The sequence below is a fragment of the Flectobacillus sp. BAB-3569 genome (assembly GCF_002270355.1).
Lineage (GTDB): Bacteria > Bacteroidota > Bacteroidia > Cytophagales > Spirosomataceae > Flectobacillus > Flectobacillus roseus.
In genome coordinates, this window is the sequence record NZ_NJFZ01000003.1 from 422,641 (window position 1) to 441,510 (window position 18,870).

An 18,870-nucleotide genomic window follows, 5' to 3' on the forward strand; every position below is an offset into this window, starting at 1 on the left:
AGGTAAGTGGATAGCGATTTAGGCTTTGGGCAGTCAGCTATCGGATTATTTAGCATAATATCCTCAATAACGGGTATGCCTTTTTGTTTGGAATCTTTCAATTTTAACACAAAATCCCTCAATCCATGACAGATTGAGGGATTTTAGATTGCTTTGGCTTGTACAGCAAACTAATTGATAGTTGACTGCTCAAAGCCTAAAGCCAATAATTAAGACCCGCATGCTTCACAACCGTCTGGGTCGTCAAGAGAGCATTGCATCGCAGACCAGTTTTGTTCTGTTACGTTGTTCAGTCCTGGAATATTGAACGTGCTGGCACTAGCTTTCGCATTGGCAGCATAGGCCTCATAATTAAGGTCATGTTCGTGTACAACGTTTGCGTGCTCGATGGCTACATCGGCTTGCTTCTCAACTGTAAATTTGATAGCATCAGCTGCGGCCTTAGTACGAAGGTAATACATACCTGTTTTAAGACCTTTCTCCCATGCATAGAAGTGCATAGAAGTCAGCTTACCGAAGTTCGGGTCTTGAATGTGGATATTCAATGACTGAGACTGGCAAATATAAGCACCACGGTCAGCAGCCATTTCGATAATTGCTTTTTGTTTGATTTCCCAAACTGTTTTGTAAAGCTCTTTTAAGTCTTGTGGGATTTCTGGAATACCTTGAACCGAACCGTTTGCCGAAATCAATTTATTCTTCATAGAATCACTCCACAAACCTAATTTCACTAAGTCTTTCAACAAGTGCTTGTTTACCACTGCAAATTCACCCGACAATACGCGGCGAGCATAGATATTTGAAGTATATGGTTCGAAACATTCGTTGTTACCCAAGATTTGAGAAGTAGAAGCTGTTGGCATTGGTGCTACCAATAAAGAGTTGCGAACGCCATTTTCAACTACTTTTTTACGAAGCGATTCCCAGTCCCAACGATTTGAATCTGGTGTTACATCCCACATGTCAAATTGGAAAATACCTTGAGAGATAGGCGAGCCTTCCCATGTTTCGTAAGGACCTTCTTTGATGGCAAGTTCCATCGAAGCCTCCATCGAAGCATAGTAAATCGTTTCGAAAATATCCTTGTTCAATCGACGAGCTTCATCAGATTCGAATGGCATACGCAACAAGATAAAGGCATCTGCCAAACCTTGCACACCCAAACCAATTGGACGGTGACGCATATTTGAGCGACGAGCCTCTTCTACTGGGTAATAGTTGCGGTCGATGATTTTATTGAGGTTTTTAGTCGCCACTTTTGTTACTTCATACAAACGTTGGTGGTCGAATTCTAAGAACCCTCTTTCATTTTGCTTAATGAATTTTGGTAAAGCCAAAGATGCCAAATTACATACCGCTACTTCGTCTTTTGAAGTATATTCGATAATCTCAGTACACAAGTTTGAAGACTTGATGGTACCTAAGTTCTTTTGGTTTGACTTACGGTTTGCGTGGTCTTTGAAAAGCATGAACGGAGTACCTGTCTCAGTTTGTGCTTCCAAAATTTCGAACCATAAATCTTGTGCTTTTACCACACGACGAGCCTTACCTGCTTTTTCGTAGCTAGTGTAAAGTTCTTCAAATTTTTCACCGTAAGATTCATCCATGCCTGGGCATTCGTGAGGGCAGAACAACGACCAAACGTCATTGTCTTTCACACGTTTCATGAACAAATCTGGCACCCAAAGTGCATAGAATAAGTCACGAGCACGAACCTCTTCTTTACCGTGGTTTTTACGAAGTTGTAAGAAATCAAATACATCAGCATGCCAAGGTTCCAAGTAAATAGCAAAAGAACCTTTACGTTTTCCACCTCCTTGATCAACATAACGAGCAGTATCGTTGAACACGCGAAGCATCGGAATAATACCATTTGAAGTACCGTTGGTTCCTTTGATATAAGAACCCATAGCACGGATATTATGAATGCTCAAGCCAATTCCACCCGCTGATTGTGAAATTTTAGCACATTGTTTCAACGTATCATAAATACCCTCAATAGAGTCGTCTTGCATTGTTAACAAGAAACAAGATGACATTTGTGGTTTTGGAGTACCAGCATTGAAAAGGGTAGGGGTAGCATGGGTAAACCAACGCTCTGACAAGAGGTTATAAGTTTCGAGTACAGACTCGATATCGTCATAGTGAATACCAACAGCCACACGCATCAACATGTGTTGTGGGCGTTCCGCAATTTTACCGTCTAATTTGAGCAAATATGATTTCTCTAAAGTTTTGAAACCAAAATAATCATAGCCAAAATCACGATCATAAATGATAGCAGCGTCTAGTTCACCAGCATGTTTTTTGATGACATCGTAAACCTCTTTCGATAAAAGAGCTGCATTTTCACCAGTCTTTGGATCGACATAGTTGTACAACTTTTTCATCGTTGCTGAGAATGACTTTTGGGTATTCTTGTGCAAGTTCGAAATAGCGATTCTTGCTGCCAATACCGCATAGTCAGGGTGCTTGGTAGTCATCGAAGCGGCTGTTTCGGCAGCCAAGTTATCTAATTCAGTCGTTGTCACACCGTCATACAAGCCAGTAATTACTTTTTTGGCTACTTCCAACGGTTGCACAAAGTAAGGGTCGAGGCTGTAGCAAAGTTTTTCGATTCGAGCGGTAATCTTGTCAAACTTTACAGACTCGCGTCTGCCATCTCTTTTAATAACGTACATATTAACTATTGATTTTAGGGGTTAAAGCATTAGCCACTAATTTTTCTTCTTAAAGGATTTTTGGGTGATAGACACATTTTACACTTTTACTTAAGTTAGTGGGCAAAATAAAATTTAATTTTTGAGCTTACGGCTTTCAGCTTTCGGCAATCGGTAAAAAATATATCCATCGTTACTAAAAAATATTTTAACACTCTTTGCCTTGTGCCTGTTGCCTTATGCCTTCAACAAAAAACTTAAATCTTATTCTGCACTATTACTTAAGTATTAGTGCAGAATTATGAGTTGTGAATTGTGAATGTAAAATTTTAATTATCAATATCTTACATCTCCAATTGATTAAATCTTATTTTACACGATTATTTAAGTTCGTGGGTAAAATAAAATTTGAGATTGTGCTTTGGGCTTTCAGGTAACGGCTTTGGAAAAAAGTCTGTCTTTTGTTGTTAAAAAACATTTTAACACTCTTTGCCTTGTGCCTGTTGCCTAAACACATAAATTGAAACTAATTCTACACGATAACTTAAAAGATAATAATAGTATCTATCAAATATTTTGTAAACGATGAACATTTGAAATTTAGCGTAGCTGTCCACCTAAGCTACGAATTTATTAGCTTTTACTAATTGCAAATCTTGTTTTAATTTGCAGATTATTAATGTATTAGCAGTAAAATGGCCTAGATGCTCTACTTACCAAACTAAGGAAATTTGGAGTAGGCGTTTTTTAATGAGATTGTTCATTATTGAACTGTCTAAGTCTGATGCATCGAGAAACTTGCCAGTCAAAATGATTTAATAATAAACAATAGTTAGCTCAAACTGAGCGGAGATGTTTGGTTTTCTGTGAGGCTCTCTCTTCTTCAAAGTTAGTAATTTTATCTACCCAACGCAATGAAAAAAAATAGTTCTCGCAAGGCCATCTCTAGCGATTATTTATAATGTACAACTCAAACTTTAGATAATCAGTTCACTAGACAAAGTGCAACTTGGAATATTACTACAATATTTTTTTCAAAAAAAATCTTTAGCGAGTAAACGGCTGTCTATTAATATTTTCATGAAAAAAAGTTTTTGAAAGCACTAAAAAAAATGTAAATTTGCGTCCCGTTTCGAGACTCTTGTTTGTGAAACGTTATCGCCTTATCTTCAGATAATTGGCCTACTGATAACGCTAACCTCCCAGCCACGACTTGTCGAAACGCTTCAATTTAACCGAGACGGCAGGGAATCGTCTCAAAACTAAAAAATAGAAATGAAAAAAGACATTCACCCAAATTACAGACCAGTTGTTTTCCATGACTTGTCTGCTGACTTTAAATTTTTGACTCAGTCTTGCGTTAACACTACTGAAACAACAGAATTTGAAGGCGAAACGTACCCAGTATTCAAACTAGAGGTTTCTTCTTTATCTCACCCATTCTATACTGGTAAAAACGTATTGCTTGATACTGCTGGACGTGTTGATAAATTCTACAAACGTTTCGGTCAGAAGAAATAATTTCACAACAAAGCCTTTATGGCTTATATGTTGTATCAAAAAGCCTCTTAGTTTCGTGCTAAGAGGCTTTTGTTTTTAAAAATCAATCCAAAGACATTTTTAACAAGTAATATATTGCGTATTTTTGGGGCAAAATCAAACACTATAAAAAAAGTACTGAATTTTTGAGAAACTTGGAAAAGTACTATGAATAAGATTGAGCTATTCTTAATACATCGTTATTGTCGATAGCTCATTAATTTAATTGGAAAATTTAGTATTCTCTCCAAGAATCTTTTAGGTTTGCTAGAACACAGCAAAAATTCGGTGCAACACACTCATTCCATTCAAATTTATATATACCGATGAATTATATCATATTTGATGACTCCTCAATTAGAGCGATTTTGCTTCCTCTTACTTTTGTGCGACCAGTTAGCGAAATCCGTTTTGGGATAGATACTATTACTGAAAAATGGCAAAGCTATCTCGATAATACGGTTTCTTTTGCCACACAAGATTATCTACAAGAGAAGTATCCACTCCAACTTCAATCAGATAATATCTTTATCAATGGGGCTGTTTGTCCCAATCCTGCCTTATTGGAAGCTATTCAAGGGTTAAGTTCAGGACAACTTTTAAGTTTTGAGGGTGTTACTTTGGCCTATCGCGCTGCCACATTGCTTGATACTCTTGATACTATTGAGGTAATCGAATGGGATGGCGCTGCGACGATTATTCGCCAATTGACCGATATATTTCTACTTAACGGAGAACAAATTAAAGCGGATTTTGCTCGAATAACGCATGGGCGCACTTCTCAGCCTATTACTGATCGCTTTACGGCAGTATATAACGAATCGCAGATTTTTGTGGAAGAGGGTGTTAATATCAAAGCTGCTACGCTCAACGCCGAAAAAGGGCCTATCTATCTTGGCAAAGGTGTAATCATTATGGAAGGTGCCAAAATTCAAGGGCCTTTTGCGATATTGGAAGGTTCTGTCGTAAATCTGGATGGCAAAATGCGCCCTAATACTACCATAGGACCAGGTTGTAAAGTAGGTGGAGAAGTAAGTAATGTGGTGATTTTTGGAAACTCCAATAAAGGGCACGAAGGTTTTATGGGAAACTCGGTTATTGCCGAGTGGTGTAACTGGGGAGCCGATACCAACAATTCAAACCTGAAAAATGATTATTCGAAAGTAGAACTCTGGAGTTATGTCACAAACCGTTTCGAAAATTCAGGGTTGCAGTTTGCAGGACTCATTATGGGGGATCATTCTAAGTGTGGTATCAATACAATGTTTAACACAGGTACGGTGGTTGGCATAAATTGTAATATCTTTGGTGCAGATTTCCAGCCAAAGCATATACCATCCTTTGCTTGGGGCGGTAGCGCAGGGTTCAAAACCTACCATTTGCGCAAAGCCAACCAAGTGGCTCGTGCAGTATTAGAGCGCCGAGGGCGTGTTTTTGAAGGAATAGAAGAAAATATTCTGAAAGCAGTATTTGAACAAACCGAGGCGCATCGTAGTGCATTCTAAGGTTCGATTATTTAGATACTTTCAGGAAAATAAATAGAAAGTCTTAAAGTGTGAAGCTGTTTGCTTTACCCAATAGCTCAAAGCCAGTTCAAAAGTTATGTTATTTAGAGAAATACCCGGTTTATCATCCATCAAAAAGACCCTTATTCATTCGGTGCAAAGCAATCACGTTGCGCATGCGCAGTTGTTTCATGGGCCAGTGGGGTCGGGTAATTTGGCATTGGCTTGGGCGTATGCAACCTATATCAATTGCGAAGATAAACAGTCAGACGATGCCTGTGGACGCTGTGCTTCTTGTGCTAAAATGCGCAAGTTAGTTCACCCAGACTTTTATCATATTTTTCCAACAGCAACAACTAAAAAGGTAAAAGAAGCAGAATCTGATGCCTATTTGCCTCTTTGGCGTGAATTCACGGCTGAACAACCTTATGGAGCATTGCCTAATTGGCTTGAACATATAGGTGTAGAAGGAAACAAACAAGGCAATATTTCGGCCGAAGAAGCCAGAAAAATCATACAAAAATTGTCCTTAAAAGCATTTGAAGCAGAATATAAAATCTTGTTGATTTGGCAACCCGAAATGCTCAATCAAAGCTCTGCGAATGCTTTACTGAAAATCCTTGAAGAACCACCAGCCAAAACGCTTTTTCTACTGGTTTGTAACGATGCCAATAAGTTGTTGACGACTATTTTGTCAAGGACTCAACGAGTGAGTGTTCCTCAGTTTTCGGATGAGGATATTACTTCGTATTTAGCTGAAAAGGCTCATGTGGAAAGCTCGCGTGCCAAGCAAATTGCATATTTGTCGGAAGGCAATCTCAATAAAGCTTTGGCATTGAGTAAAAATCAAGGACAAGGAAAACACCAATGGTTTGCCAACTGGATGCGAATGGCTTACAAACCAGATGTGGCTGCATTGGTGAAACTGGCCGATGAGTTTGACGCTTTTTCAAAAGAAGATCAAAAAGGTATGATGGAGTACGGACTGAATATCTTTAGAGATTTGCTGATGTGGAAAAGTGGTGCCGAAAGTCTCGTGAGGCTAGAAGGCGAGGAGTTAACTTTTGTCCAAAATTTTTCTAAAGCGGTTAATTTGCGTGCTTTAGAATTGATTAGTGGAGAGTTTTCACAAACCTATTATTACCTCGAAAGAAATGCTCGTGCCAAAATTCTGCACTTGGATTTGTCTTTACTGATTGCCAAATTATTCAAACAGAAATAAAGAAATTCTGGTGGATGAAAATACTCTTAATCATTCACAACATACTAATTATATATCAGCATGCAAACGATTAAACTAGGAACGAGAGGGTCGAAATTAGCTTTATGGCAGGCCTATTTTGTTAAAGAAACTTTAGAAGCAGGCGGTTTGCCTGTCGAAATCGTGATTATTGAAACGAAAGGCGACCAAATTTTGGATCGTTCTTTATCAAAAATTGGCTCAAAAGGCGTTTTTACCGAAGAACTAGAAGAAAAACTTCTTTCAGGTGAAATCCATATTGCCCAACACTCGGCCAAAGATTTGCAGTCTGATTTAGGTGAAAACTTTGAAATTATTGCGTTTTCGGAGCGCGAAAAAGTCAACGATGTCTTGATCAGTTTTGACAAAAGCTTGGCCTTGGAAAGCGGACAGCCTTTTGTGGTTGGTACATCCTCTACTCGTCGTGTGGCAATGCTCAAGCATTTTTACCCACATATCAAAACCGTAGATATGCGTGGTAATTTACAAACTCGTATGGGCAAACTCGAAAGTGGTGTTTGTGATGCCTTATTGTTGGCCTTTGCGGGCGTGCATCGTATGGGATACGAAGAGCATATTGCTCAACTGATTACCACAGATACTTTTACGCCAGCTGTAGGACAAGGCTCAGTGGCAATTGAGTGCGCAGTGAATTTGGATGCTGACATCAAAGAAAAAATCAGAGGCTTGTTGAATCACCCTAATACCGAAAAACAATTATTGGCCGAACGAGCATTTTTGAAGCGTTTGCAAGGTGGTTGTAGTATTCCTGTATTTGGTTTGGCTCAATATGATGCCGAAACAGATACCATTTCTATGACAGGTGGTATTATTAGTTTGGACGGAAAAGAAATTATCAAGGAGGTTCTTTCAGGCTCAAATCCAGAGGAAGTTGGTTTTGCTTTGGCCGAGAAAATTTTAGATTTGGGTGGAGGACGTATTTTGCAAGAGATAAAAGCAAATTTATAAACCGATTAGGCAAAGTATCTCGTCTTTTAGATACCTCTAATTCGTCATCAACAAACTAGAGCTATATATGAAACTAAACCGATTGTTGTTATTAAGTCTATTGTGTTTTGGAATTAGTCAGGTCACATCGGCGCAATTCTTCAAAAAACGTAGAGATTATTTATTGACTATTAGTACTCCTTGGGGAGATATGCATGGGATTTTGTATAACTCAACACCTTTGCACAAAAAGAATTTTTTGAAATTAGTCAATAAAAAATTCTATGATGGCTTACTTTTCCACCGAGTTATCAACACATTTATGATTCAAGGTGGTGACCCAAAGTCGAAAGGAGCAGCACAAGGAATCGTGCTAGGCGAAGGCGATGTAGGATATAGAGTTCCAGCTGAAATTTTACCCAATATCTTTCATAAAAAAGGAGTAATCGCGGCTGCTAGAGATAATAACCCAGAAAAAGCGTCTTCAGGATGTCAGTTTTATGTAGTACAGGGCAAAGTTTGGGATGACAAAACACTGGCAGAACAAATGAAAAGAAGCCCATTACGTACCTATACACCTGAGCAACAGCAAGTTTATAAAACAATAGGAGGGACGCCACATTTGGATGGAAATTACACTGTATTCGGACAGGTGTTAGATAACCTTTGGGTGATAGACTCGGTGGCTACACAAAAAAGAGATAGCAATAATCGACCATTGAAGGATATCGCCATGAAGATTTCTTGTAAAAAGATAAAGAAGAAAAAGATTGCAGCTCAATATGGTTATACCGATTGGTTGTAATAGGAGTCATTCTGAATTTAGTGAGTGTGCGATTGAGTGATTATTTTTCCAAGCAAAATTCATATGAAATAATCACTCATTTACTCAATCACCACTCACTAAATATTATCTATGTCCGAAGATAGCAGAGCCTACTCGTACAAGGGTTGAGCCTTCTTCGGCAGCAATCAAAAAGTCTCCTGACATTCCCATCGAAATCTCTTTCCAAGCCGTATTGGGTAACTGATATGTACTTGCAATACGGTCAAAAAGCTGTTTTAAGCTTTTAAATTCTGCTCTAATTTGCTCCTGATTATCGGTATTACTTGCCATTCCCATCAAACCAACCAAGCGGATATTCTGAAGCTCCTTTAATTCTGAAGATTCCAATAGTTCAATGGCCTCTTCTTCGGAAAGTCCAAATTTAGTATCTTCTTGGGCAATATAGATTTGAAGTAAACAGTCGATAACCCGTTCATTTTTAATGGCTTGCTTGTTAATTTCTTGTAATAGTTTAAACGAATCTACCGAATGAATCAAACTAACGAATGGAGCTATATATTTTACCTTATTAGATTGTAAATGCCCAATAAGATGCCATTGGATATCTTTGGGTAATACTTCCCATTTAGACACCATTTCTTGAACTTTATTTTCTCCAAATACCTTACAACCAGCTTGATAAGCCTGTTCTAAGTCGCTTACGGGTTTGGTTTTGGTCACAGCAATCAAGTGCGCTTGAGTTCCTTGAAGTTGCGTATTGATGTCAGCTATATTTTGAGCAATAGTCATCTTTAGTAGGATTGTTTAGCAATATGATACAAAGATAAAGCATGGAAAGCGTAAAATTTGACTACTTTGTCGTAATACCCTACAAGTTCTTTTAGTTTTTGCGGTAATATCTTAGCTTTGTAAAATTAAATAGGCTCATATAACGTTTTTTTTATACTTTTAGGAGCTTTTGTAATGGCTCATTAAAGATTATCAAACTCATAAATATCAAATAACAATGGAGTATAATCCAAATCGACAAAGTGAACAAAAACTAAAAGTAGCCGTAGCAGTACTCGCCATACTGACTGTTGCTTTGGGGTATTTGTATTTGCGTGAGAGGCAACACAACAAAGATATTGAGGATTTGAAACTAGAGCACGCAGAAGAGTTATTGACCGCCAACACAAAGTTAGACTCGATTGCTAATCAGCTCAACATGAAAATTGCCGAGATACAGCGTTTAGGAGGAGATGTGCGAGAGTTGGAACGAGCTAAAAAACAACTAAGTGAAGACAAACTTGCACTTGAAAAGCTAGATAAAGGTTTTTCAATGAAGCAATATGAAGTCAAGATTAAAAAGTACGAAGCATTATTAGGGCAAAAAGAACAGGAAATCAATCGTTTACGTAGAGAAAATGGTATTTTGGTTGCTCAGAATGATTCATTAAGCCGTGAGGCGGAGTTATTACGTGAAGGTATTTCTTCAGCACAAAAAGCCTTATTCGACTCTGCTAACAATTTCACTGCTCGTCAGCGTGAAATGGAAGCCAAAAATAAAGAGCTATCTGATAAGGTTACGCAAGCCGCTGCGCTTCGTGCCGAAAATATCAATGTCTATGCTATTTCTAGTAAAGGAAAAGAAAGTGATGGAGGTGTTTATAAATCTAAAAAGGTAGATAAAATCAGAATTACCTTCTATTTACAAGAAAACCCTTTGACTAATAAAGAGGCTAAAATGATTTATTTAAGAATCATTGACCCTTCTGGCAGTACTGTTGCAGATATGGCAACAGGTTCTGGTAATTTTGGGTATCATGGTCGTGATTTGACTTACACAGCCAAACAACGTATTGTATATGATGACTCGCATCAATCAGTAGAATTTATCTATAGTCGTGGACAGGCTTACAAAGAAGGCAAACACGTTATAGAGTTGTACGCAGAAGGATTCAAGATAGGAGAAGGAACTTTTGAAGTGAAGTAAGATTTCGTTGAAATCAATATAATAAGCGGTAGAAGATAGGTTTTAGAAGGTAAATGGCCTGATATCTATTTTCTACCGCTTATTGTTTTAGCTTATATTAGCTTGATTATCAAAACTTTCATAAGAAAGTTTTGATAATTGTTTGAAAATAATTACCTTTGCAATCCTTTTAAAAAACAGTTTATAAAATATATCATTTTTATGGAATTACGTAATTATGAAACGGTGTTCATCTTAACTCCCGTTTTGTCAGAACAGCAGACAAAGGACGCCGTTGAAAAATTCAAAAAAGTTTTGACCGATAACGGTGCAGAAATCGTTAACGAAGAAGCATGGGGAATTCGTAAGCTGGCGTACCCTATTCAGAACAAAAACACTGGATTTTACCAAATTTTTGAGTTCACTGCAGCACCAACTATCGTTGCTAAATTGGAACTTGAATACAAGCGTGATGAGAAAGTAATTCGTTACTTGACAACAGTACTTGACAAACATGCGATTGAATACAACGACCGCAAGAGAAAAGGTTTAGTAGGTAAAAAACAAGAAGCGAAAGCTGAATAAGCTGTTGAATTGAAATGTTTTAGCATTTCTAAAAAACACGATTCACAACTTAAACTTAAGAAATCATGACTTTAGTAAACGAACCAGTTGACAAAAGCGTAGTACGCAAAAAATATTGCCGTTTCAAAAAATCAGGCATCAAGTATATCGACTACAAAAACCCAGACTTCTTATTGAAGTTGGTTAACGAACAAGGAAAAATTCTTCCTCGTCGTATTACAGGTACTTCTTTGAAATACCAAAGAAAAGTAGCTCAAGCTGTTAAACGTGCTCGTCACTTGGCTTTAATGCCATTCGTAGCAGACGGTTTGAAATAGTAATTGTCGCGTTGTCGATACGCAAAAAATTAGAGTTAGAAGTTTAGGATTGTCTTTGCAATCATTGACTAAAAATCTTTTACAAAAATGGAAATCATCTTAAAGACTGACATCGCAGGTCTTGGCTATAAAAACGACGTTGTTACGGTAAAGCCTGGTTATGGTCGTAACTATCTCATTCCGCAAGGTTTCGCAGTAATGGCAACGCCATCAAACAAGAAAATTCTTGCTGAGAACATTAAACAAATCGCTCACAAACTTGAGAAAATCAAGTTAGATGCTCAGACATTGTCTGACTCAATCGGAGAGTTAGCACTTGAAATCGCTGCTAAAGTTGGTGAAAGTGGTAAAATCTTTGGTCGTGTTACGACTCTTCAAATTTCTGAAGCATTGAAGGAGAAAGGTTTTGAAGTAGATCGTAAGAAAATCTCTTTGGACTCTGAAGTTAAGTTTGTAGGTGAGTACGCTGCAACTCTTGACCTTCACAAAGATGTAAAACATAAAGTGAAATTCACAGTAGTAGCTGACTAATCATTACGATGCTGTCTACTCGAATTTTGTAGAAAAATAAGAAAAGCATCCCAGTATTGGGATGCTTTTCTTATTTTTGTTGGATTATTCTAAAACACTGGTTTTTTGAATATTGTCTATAAAATCATAAAAGAAAGGTGAGTTTTATTGATTCTTAGAGCAACCAAATTGACTAATATGCCGTCTAAGTAAAATGGATATAACAAATATCCGTTTTATGGATGTCTTTATAGAAATTCAAATAAACATTCGACTCAAACCCTCCATTATTTTTAATCTAAAGTGGATATGCTTAAAAAATTACCATTACTACTATGCTTCTGGTTTATAAGCCATGTTGTAGTAAGCCAGATTACCATCACCTCTCCTGTACAACGTCAAGTAATTCAAAGAGATTTAGCTAATAAGGCTATTGTTACTATTGTAGGAAGTTATTCACAACCTGTAGATGAGCTTCAAGTTAGATTTATCCCTGTAAAAACTGGACAAGGAACGGCACTTGATTGGACTGTTTTTAAAACAAATCCAAGAGGAGGACTTTTTAAAGGAACCGTAACTTTAACAGGAGGATGGTATTCGATGGAAGTAAGAGGTTTACTTCGTGGAGCTGTTGTTGGTAATGTAAGCCGTATTGAACGCGTAGGTGTTGGGGAGGTGTTTGTAATTGCAGGGCAGTCCAACGCTGGTGGTAGTGGCTTGAGATCGACAAATGAGACTGCATCTTCAGATGACCGTGTCAACTGTGCAAACTTTATTAATGACCCCGGATACGGTACCTCCGCTTCCTATATTAAGAATTTTGACTCTAAAAATAAGAGTTTTGTTACTACAACTACCGATGCATTTTCTATTATTGAATTTTCTCAACTATCTAAAGATGTAACGATTGGTCCTTTGGGTATTGGTCCTTATTATTGGGGAAAGGTAGGAGATGCACTTGCAGCAAAATTAAATGTTCCTATTGTATTTTTTAATGTAGCTTGGGGTGGTGCTTCTGTACGAGTATGGCGTGAAAGTGCTGAAAATCCAACTGTTGGTGCACCGAGTGATTTTCAATTTGATTCAGGTAATATAAACAGATATATGCCTGGTTACCCTTATGCTAACCTAAAAGCAGTATTGGGATACTATGGAATTAACATGGGTATTAGAGCCATTTTGTGGATGGAAGGAGAAACTCAAAATCTCCTAAATCTTTCAGTGGAGCAACAAAATGCTACGTTGCCGCTTTCTCAACAAAAGCCTTTACCTGTAACAGAGGCAAGTTATTTAGATAACTTGAAACGATTGATTACTAGAACCCGTCAAGATTTAGGAAATGATAACTTAACTTGGGTAGTTGCTAGAACCTCTTACTCTGGTGTACTTAATTGTGGCGTTGCTGGAGCTTTGCCTCCTAAACCGTCTCCTGTTATTGTTCGTGCTCAAAACCTTGCGATTGCAGACCAGTCATTTTCTCCTATTTTCCCTGGACCTTTTACAGATAATATCCAAGTTGATAAAATTGGAGATAGAGATCAATGTGTTCACTTCACAGGTTCAGGTTTAGATGAGGCTGCTAATTCTTGGATTAATTCTTTAACTAGTCCAGTGAGTAGTAATGATTCTAGAAATTTCTTTGATTTGAATGCCCCAATTATGGCTGATACTATTCCTGCAGTGAATCTTACTTGTATTTCAAATCAAAAGCTTGGCTTGAGTTTACCTGCTGGATATTCTGCCTATCAATGGGTGAGTAGTAACTATGAAATTATGGGAAATACCAAAGATGTTACAGTTGGTCCGGGTACTTACTTTGCCAAAATTACTAAACCCAATGGTAACATTATTCAAATTCCATCATTCACTGTAAATGCAAACACTCCTCCTGCTGCACCGACTGTTTCTGCTAATGCTGATTTGAATTATTGTGAAGGGACAACCGTTGGGTTAACTTCATCAGATGGGGCTTTATATGAATGGGTTGCCAGTAATTCTAATACTATTGTAGCAAGAACAAAAACATTTAATATAGGTACTAATGGTACTTACTCTGTTCGTATTATCGATCAAAATGCATGTTTATCACCATTGTCAAATGGAGTAACAATAGTTTCGAAACCAAGACCTGTACAACCGACTATTTCATTGAAAAGCTCAACTGAGTTTTGTGATGGTCAAAGTGCTAAATTGAGTTCGTCAAATGTAGGTGCCATAGGATACCTTTGGAGTAATGGACTAACAACACAAGATGTAGATATCAGAACAGCAGGAACCTTTACTGTTCGTACCTTAGGATCTAACGGATGTTATTCGGCGCCATCGAGTGGTGTACCTACAGTTGTGAATCCTTTGCCTACGAGCCCAACCATTAGAGCTACTTCGGATACTGTATTTTGTGAAGGGTCTAAGACTCGTCTAACATTGACTCCAGCGAATGCCAATTATGTGGCATTTAACTGGGAAAGAAATGCTACTTTGAGCGGAGAAAATGCTTCTGCCATTGATATTTCAACCACAGCATTAGTAAAAGGGTATGTGGTAGATGCTAAAGGGTGTTATTCTAAACCTTCAAACGGTATTTGGGCTGTTCGTAAAGCTAAGCCTGTATCCCCAGTTATTTACAGAGTAGGACCATATTTATTGGCAGCACGCTCCACACAACCAGTTGATGAGTATACTTGGAGTTTGAGTGGACAAGCACTTGCTACAAAAGATACCTTAATTCGCGCTATAACTGAAGGTGTTTATACATTACAGTCAAAGAGAAGATATCCTATTTTGGCTTCAGCTTCCCCATTGGTATGTTTATCTCCAGAAACATCTTTAGTTACTTATTTTGATACCAAATCTAGCTCTACCTTAGAGACAGCAGAATTTAAGTTTCCTGATGACAAAGGGATTTCTATCTACCCAAATCCAACAAGTGGAGTATTTAGTGTTGATAGTAAATTTAACTTGGAAGGTGTTGTTTTAAAAGTATATACCATGGCGGGCATAGAGGTGTATGTCTCTGAAAAATTTGATTTTAATAGCCGTAGAGTTTTAGATTTGAGTAATTTACCAACTGGTACTTATTTGCTAAGAGTAGATTCTCAAAGCTATCGTTTGACTAAACAGCTCATAATTACGCGTTAAGTATTAATGTAAAAGACAATTGCATTATAGAGCTATGGGCACCCAGCAAATTGGTTTTCAAAGAAACCTTTTAATACGTTTTGCCTGTAGCTTAATACCTAATGTGGGTAAAATTATAATTAGTAATGTGGTGTAGGTATTGATTATTGAAAATATACTACAGAATGCAGTACGAATCCCTAAAGTTATTTATTACCAATCTCAAACATCATTTTATAGAAGATTAGTTTAAATCTTCTATAAAATGATGTTTGTTTATAAATGTTCTGTACCAGTTACTAAGTTTGAGTAATGCTAGGATAGGAATATGCCAGATAAGCAATTTCTTTGCAGGATTTTTGTTTAGAAATAGTACAATTATCCGTGTATTAACTTTTATAATAAACAAGTATTACAAAGCCTCAGTAGATTTTGGAATGAATAAAAACTGAATGTAGATTTATGCTTTTTTTGAGAAAATTATTAGGTATCATAGTTATTTTATTGGGAAGTATTAGTGTAAGTTTAGGGCAGTTTTCCATTACTTCGCCACTAAACCGCGCTGTTTATCAACGTAATAATGCTGGTGTGGCCACAATTACTGTTTCGGGTACATACGAGCAGCAAGTAGATAGAATTGAGGCCAGATTAATTGCTATCAACGCAGGTCAAGGCAATCCCGGGGAATGGAGTGATTGGAAAACCCTAAAAGATTTTCCTACGAATGGAGGGTTTTCAAGTTCGATGACCATTAATCAAGGATGGTATCGAATGGAAATCAGAGGTGTACTCAATAATAACGTAGTAGGAAATATTGCGTCCATTGATAGGTTTGGGGTGGGAGAGGTATTTATTATTGCAGGTCAGTCCAACGCCGAAGGTTTGTTTAACATGGGGCAACAAGGCGCTCAGGATGATAGAGTAAATACCTTTGGTAATGCCAATGACCAAATAAATGGAGGAACCTCTTATGCCACATTGAGCCCCTTTACGCAACTAAGTGCCAATACATATATTGCCCCTAGAGGAAAAGGTGCGTATTGTTGGGGAAAACTTGGAGATTTATTAGCTGCAAAGCTTAATGTACCTATTCTTTTCCTAAATGCAGGTTTTAATGGTACTTCAATAGAATCATGGTTTGTTTCCTCTATAGGTGGTAGTGCTTCAAATATATACCTTGGAGGGTATTATCCCAATCGGTTACCTTATAGCGGATTAGAATCAGTATTACAGTATTTTGTTCCTTTATTAGGGGCAAGGTCTATATTATGGTGCCAAGGAGAGGCAGATAATTATCCATTTAGAACATCTCAATCTGATTATACAGCAAAGCTTCAAGTTGTTATCTCAAAAACAAGAGAGCAACTTGGAAAAATATCGCTTGGGTTATAGCACAAACCTCTGCTAGTGTTGCGCCCAATAATTGTAATCCTTCTAATGCGTCTGAGTCATGGGAGCCAGTACTGGCAGCACAACGTACAGTAGCTTCAAGTATGACCAATGCATTTTTGGGGCCTTATACAGATAATATCCAAAATCCAGGAAGGTCAGATTGTTTACATTTCCATGGCGACGGGCTATTACAGTTAGGCCAAGCATGGAGTAACTCTCTAAATGATAGTTTTTTCCAGAATTCAGTACCACAAGCACCAACAGTACAGCCTCAATTATCTTTTGCTTGTGGAAATAATACTTTAGATGTGACCATGCCATCGGGATATAATCAGTATCAATGGTCTCGTAGCGTTAATTTTGAAAGTGCTATTTTCTCTACTCAACAAAAAGTAACACTTTCTAATGGTACTTATTACGCTCGTGCGATCGATAGCCGTGGTAATGTGATGCAATTTTCACCTATTTTAGTGAGAACTACGACCCCACAGACCGTTACTACAAACCCATCAGGAACTGTTGGTGTATGTCAGAATGATGGTTTGACTGTTTCAGCTTCAAATGGTGTTGCGTTTCGTTGGAGTACTGGAGCCTCTGGACAAAGTATTGCTCTTAACAGTGCAGGAAATTATACCGTTACAGCAGTCGACAATTCTGGATGTTTGACACAGTCTGCTCCATTGACAACTTTTATGAAAGCTTCTCCTGCGCAACCAACGATTAGTGCGAATAGTGCTTTAGAGTTTTGTGCGGATTCACAGGTAACATTAACATCTTCGGGTCAAAACTTGGCATACCGTTGGTCTACAGGCTCAACTTCCGCAGCGATTTCTGTAAATCAGTCAGGGTCTTATACTGTTCAAACGATTAACTCAGAAGGTTGCTCTTCATTTGCCTCTAATGCGGTTGTGGTAAAGGTAAATCCCTTACCAGTTACGCCTAATATTGTTCCAAATGGACCAACAACCTTTTGCTCAGATACAAGTGTTGATTTGATTTCTTCGAATACAGGAGCTGTAAGTTATAAATGGAATACAGGTACTACAACGAGAACACTCAATGTTCGTCAAAGCGGAAATTATACCGTACAGACTGTAGATGCTAAAGGTTGTTTCTCTTTGAGTTCTTCTCCATTAACGATTAAAGTAAACCAAATTCCTGCAACTCCAACTACTTCGTGGAGCAAGGATACCGTTTTCTGTGATGGTGATAATACTGTTCTTCAAATGGCTTTAGCCAATGGAAACTATCCTACTTGGGTGGCAGTGCAAGGGGGAAAAACAAGCCAGTATCTTGTACAAAACCTTAATGTTACTATATCTGGAACATTTAGAGCTTTCCAAACAGATAATAATAACTGTAATTCGGCGCTTTCTTCGCCAATTTATGTAGCAGTAAAACCTACTCCTGCAAAAGTTTCGGTAGATGAAATTGTACGTTACAGCCCTTATTCTATCGGAGTTGCCAACCCTCAAACAGAACAATATATCTGGACTTGGAATGGAACACAATTGAATGGTTCGACTAGTCAAATAAAATTGAGTGACTCTGGCGATATTCAGGTGACAGCCAAGAAGCTTTATTCAACGCAGAGCTACGGTACTAAGTTTTGTCTTTCTCCTATTTCCGATAGAAAAAATATACAGTTATATGAGGATGGAGGATTTGCGGTATATCCAAACCCAAGTAATGGTGCATTTACATTAGATACTCGCTATCCATGGGCAAATCTTAAAGTCGAAGTGTATACCAATCGTGGTTCGCTTGTTTATGCTTCTGATATAGCTACTTTTGAAACTAAAAAGGATATTAATTTAACACAGTTGCCAGAAGGTCCATATCTGATAAGAATTAGAAATGAAAACTTTACAGCAACCAAACATGTGCAAATCAATCGCTAGTTATAGTTAGGTTTATATGACCCATCCCGAATTTTAAGATTGGGGTTATTCTCTAAGTTTTCATCAAACATGAGTCATCCCGAATTTTGTTGTGCGAAGTAGCACCATAGCATGTTTTGGATGGCCGTTCTCAATCGATAAATCGGTGTCAAAGCATTTTGGCACCGATTTCCTGTTCTATGAGCAAATTGATTGATGATTATCTTGATAATAGATGGCCAATTCCTGATGAGTTTCATCAAGAAGTCGTAAATAAGTGAGACGATGGCTAATAGTTTGAGGGTATTTTCGAAGAACCATAACCTAGGAGATTCAATAGCTAGCTCAGTTTTGGCGAATCTAAACGCCTGTTCGATATTCCATCGGTGCATGTAGCTATGACATATTTCCCAAGCATCCTTAGCTGATTCTACAG

General features: G+C 37.8%; 14 protein-coding genes and 1 pseudogene. 12 read left to right on the plus strand and 3 right to left on the minus strand.

Annotated elements, in window-relative coordinates; genetic code table 11:
* Nucleotides 1-209 precede the first annotated feature (209 nt).
* The gene (locus BWI92_RS02740) at nt 210-2,681 is read right to left on the minus strand and encodes a ribonucleoside-diphosphate reductase subunit alpha (protein ID WP_095160591.1); all 2,472 of its coding nucleotides are present in this window, start codon (nt 2,679-2,681) and stop codon (nt 210-212) included.
* Nucleotides 2,682-3,935: 1,254 nt separating this feature from the next.
* Between BWI92_RS02740 and BWI92_RS02745 the strand changes: the two genes are divergently transcribed.
* The 5 genes from BWI92_RS02745 (at nt 3,936) to BWI92_RS02765 (ending at nt 8,697) form a co-directional block, all read left to right on the plus strand.
* Nucleotides 3,936-4,181 carry a type B 50S ribosomal protein L31 gene (locus BWI92_RS02745; RefSeq protein ID WP_095160592.1) on the plus strand — a complete coding sequence of 82 codons (246 nt, stop codon included), beginning with the start codon at nt 3,936-3,938 and terminating at the stop codon, nt 4,179-4,181.
* A 344-nt stretch (nt 4,182-4,525) separates the two neighbouring features.
* Nucleotides 4,526-5,704 (plus strand): GlmU family protein, encoded by a 1,179-nt coding sequence (locus tag BWI92_RS02750; RefSeq protein ID WP_095160593.1) that lies wholly within the window; start codon nt 4,526-4,528, stop codon nt 5,702-5,704.
* Between the two features lie 97 nt (nt 5,705-5,801).
* A complete protein-coding gene (gene holB, locus BWI92_RS02755; protein WP_095160594.1) occupies nt 5,802-6,926 on the plus strand; it encodes a DNA polymerase III subunit delta' in 1,125 nt (374 codons plus the stop codon).
* Between the two features lie 60 nt (nt 6,927-6,986).
* Nucleotides 6,987-7,913: a hydroxymethylbilane synthase gene (gene hemC / locus BWI92_RS02760; protein ID WP_095160595.1), complete on the plus strand. Its 927-nt coding sequence runs from the start codon at nt 6,987-6,989 to the stop codon at nt 7,911-7,913.
* A 67-nt stretch (nt 7,914-7,980) separates the two neighbouring features.
* Nucleotides 7,981-8,697, plus strand: a complete 717-nt coding sequence (locus tag BWI92_RS02765; protein WP_095160596.1) for a peptidylprolyl isomerase — start codon at nt 7,981-7,983, stop codon at nt 8,695-8,697.
* A gap of 105 nt (nt 8,698-8,802) precedes the next feature.
* On the opposite strand, the gene BWI92_RS02770 is transcribed toward BWI92_RS02765, so the two are convergent.
* Entirely contained in the window at nt 8,803-9,468 is a 666-nt protein-coding gene (locus BWI92_RS02770) for a YggS family pyridoxal phosphate-dependent enzyme (RefSeq protein WP_095160597.1), read from the minus strand.
* A gap of 217 nt (nt 9,469-9,685) precedes the next feature.
* Between BWI92_RS02770 and BWI92_RS02775 the strand changes: the two genes are divergently transcribed.
* From BWI92_RS02775 to BWI92_RS02805, 7 genes are all read left to right on the plus strand, one after another.
* The gene (locus BWI92_RS02775; protein WP_095160598.1) at nt 9,686-10,654 is read left to right on the plus strand and encodes a hypothetical protein; all 969 of its coding nucleotides are present in this window, start codon (nt 9,686-9,688) and stop codon (nt 10,652-10,654) included.
* A gap of 201 nt (nt 10,655-10,855) precedes the next feature.
* Entirely contained in the window at nt 10,856-11,218 is a 363-nt protein-coding gene (gene rpsF / locus BWI92_RS02780) for a 30S ribosomal protein S6 (RefSeq protein WP_095160617.1), read from the plus strand.
* 65 nt (nt 11,219-11,283) lie between these two features.
* On the plus strand, nt 11,284-11,535 hold the full coding sequence (rpsR, locus tag BWI92_RS02785; protein ID WP_095160599.1) for a 30S ribosomal protein S18: 252 nt from the start codon (nt 11,284-11,286) through the stop codon (nt 11,533-11,535).
* Nucleotides 11,536-11,622: 87 nt separating this feature from the next.
* Nucleotides 11,623-12,066 carry a 50S ribosomal protein L9 gene (gene rplI, locus BWI92_RS02790; RefSeq protein WP_095160600.1) on the plus strand — a complete coding sequence of 148 codons (444 nt, stop codon included), beginning with the start codon at nt 11,623-11,625 and terminating at the stop codon, nt 12,064-12,066.
* Nucleotides 12,067-12,354: 288 nt separating this feature from the next.
* Complete coding sequence (locus tag BWI92_RS02795; protein WP_095160601.1) at nt 12,355-15,183, plus strand: T9SS type A sorting domain-containing protein; 2,829 nt, start codon at nt 12,355-12,357, stop codon at nt 15,181-15,183.
* Nucleotides 15,184-15,624: 441 nt separating this feature from the next.
* A complete protein-coding gene (locus BWI92_RS02800; protein ID WP_095160602.1) occupies nt 15,625-16,554 on the plus strand; it encodes a sialate O-acetylesterase in 930 nt (309 codons plus the stop codon).
* 101 nt (nt 16,555-16,655) lie between these two features.
* Complete coding sequence (locus tag BWI92_RS02805) at nt 16,656-18,455, plus strand: T9SS type A sorting domain-containing protein (protein ID WP_095160603.1); 1,800 nt, start codon at nt 16,656-16,658, stop codon at nt 18,453-18,455.
* Nucleotides 18,456-18,529: 74 nt separating this feature from the next.
* On the opposite strand, the pseudogene BWI92_RS27200 reads toward BWI92_RS02805, so the two are convergent.
* Nucleotides 18,530-18,870: pseudogene (locus tag BWI92_RS27200) on the minus strand (hypothetical protein); the annotation flags it as partial.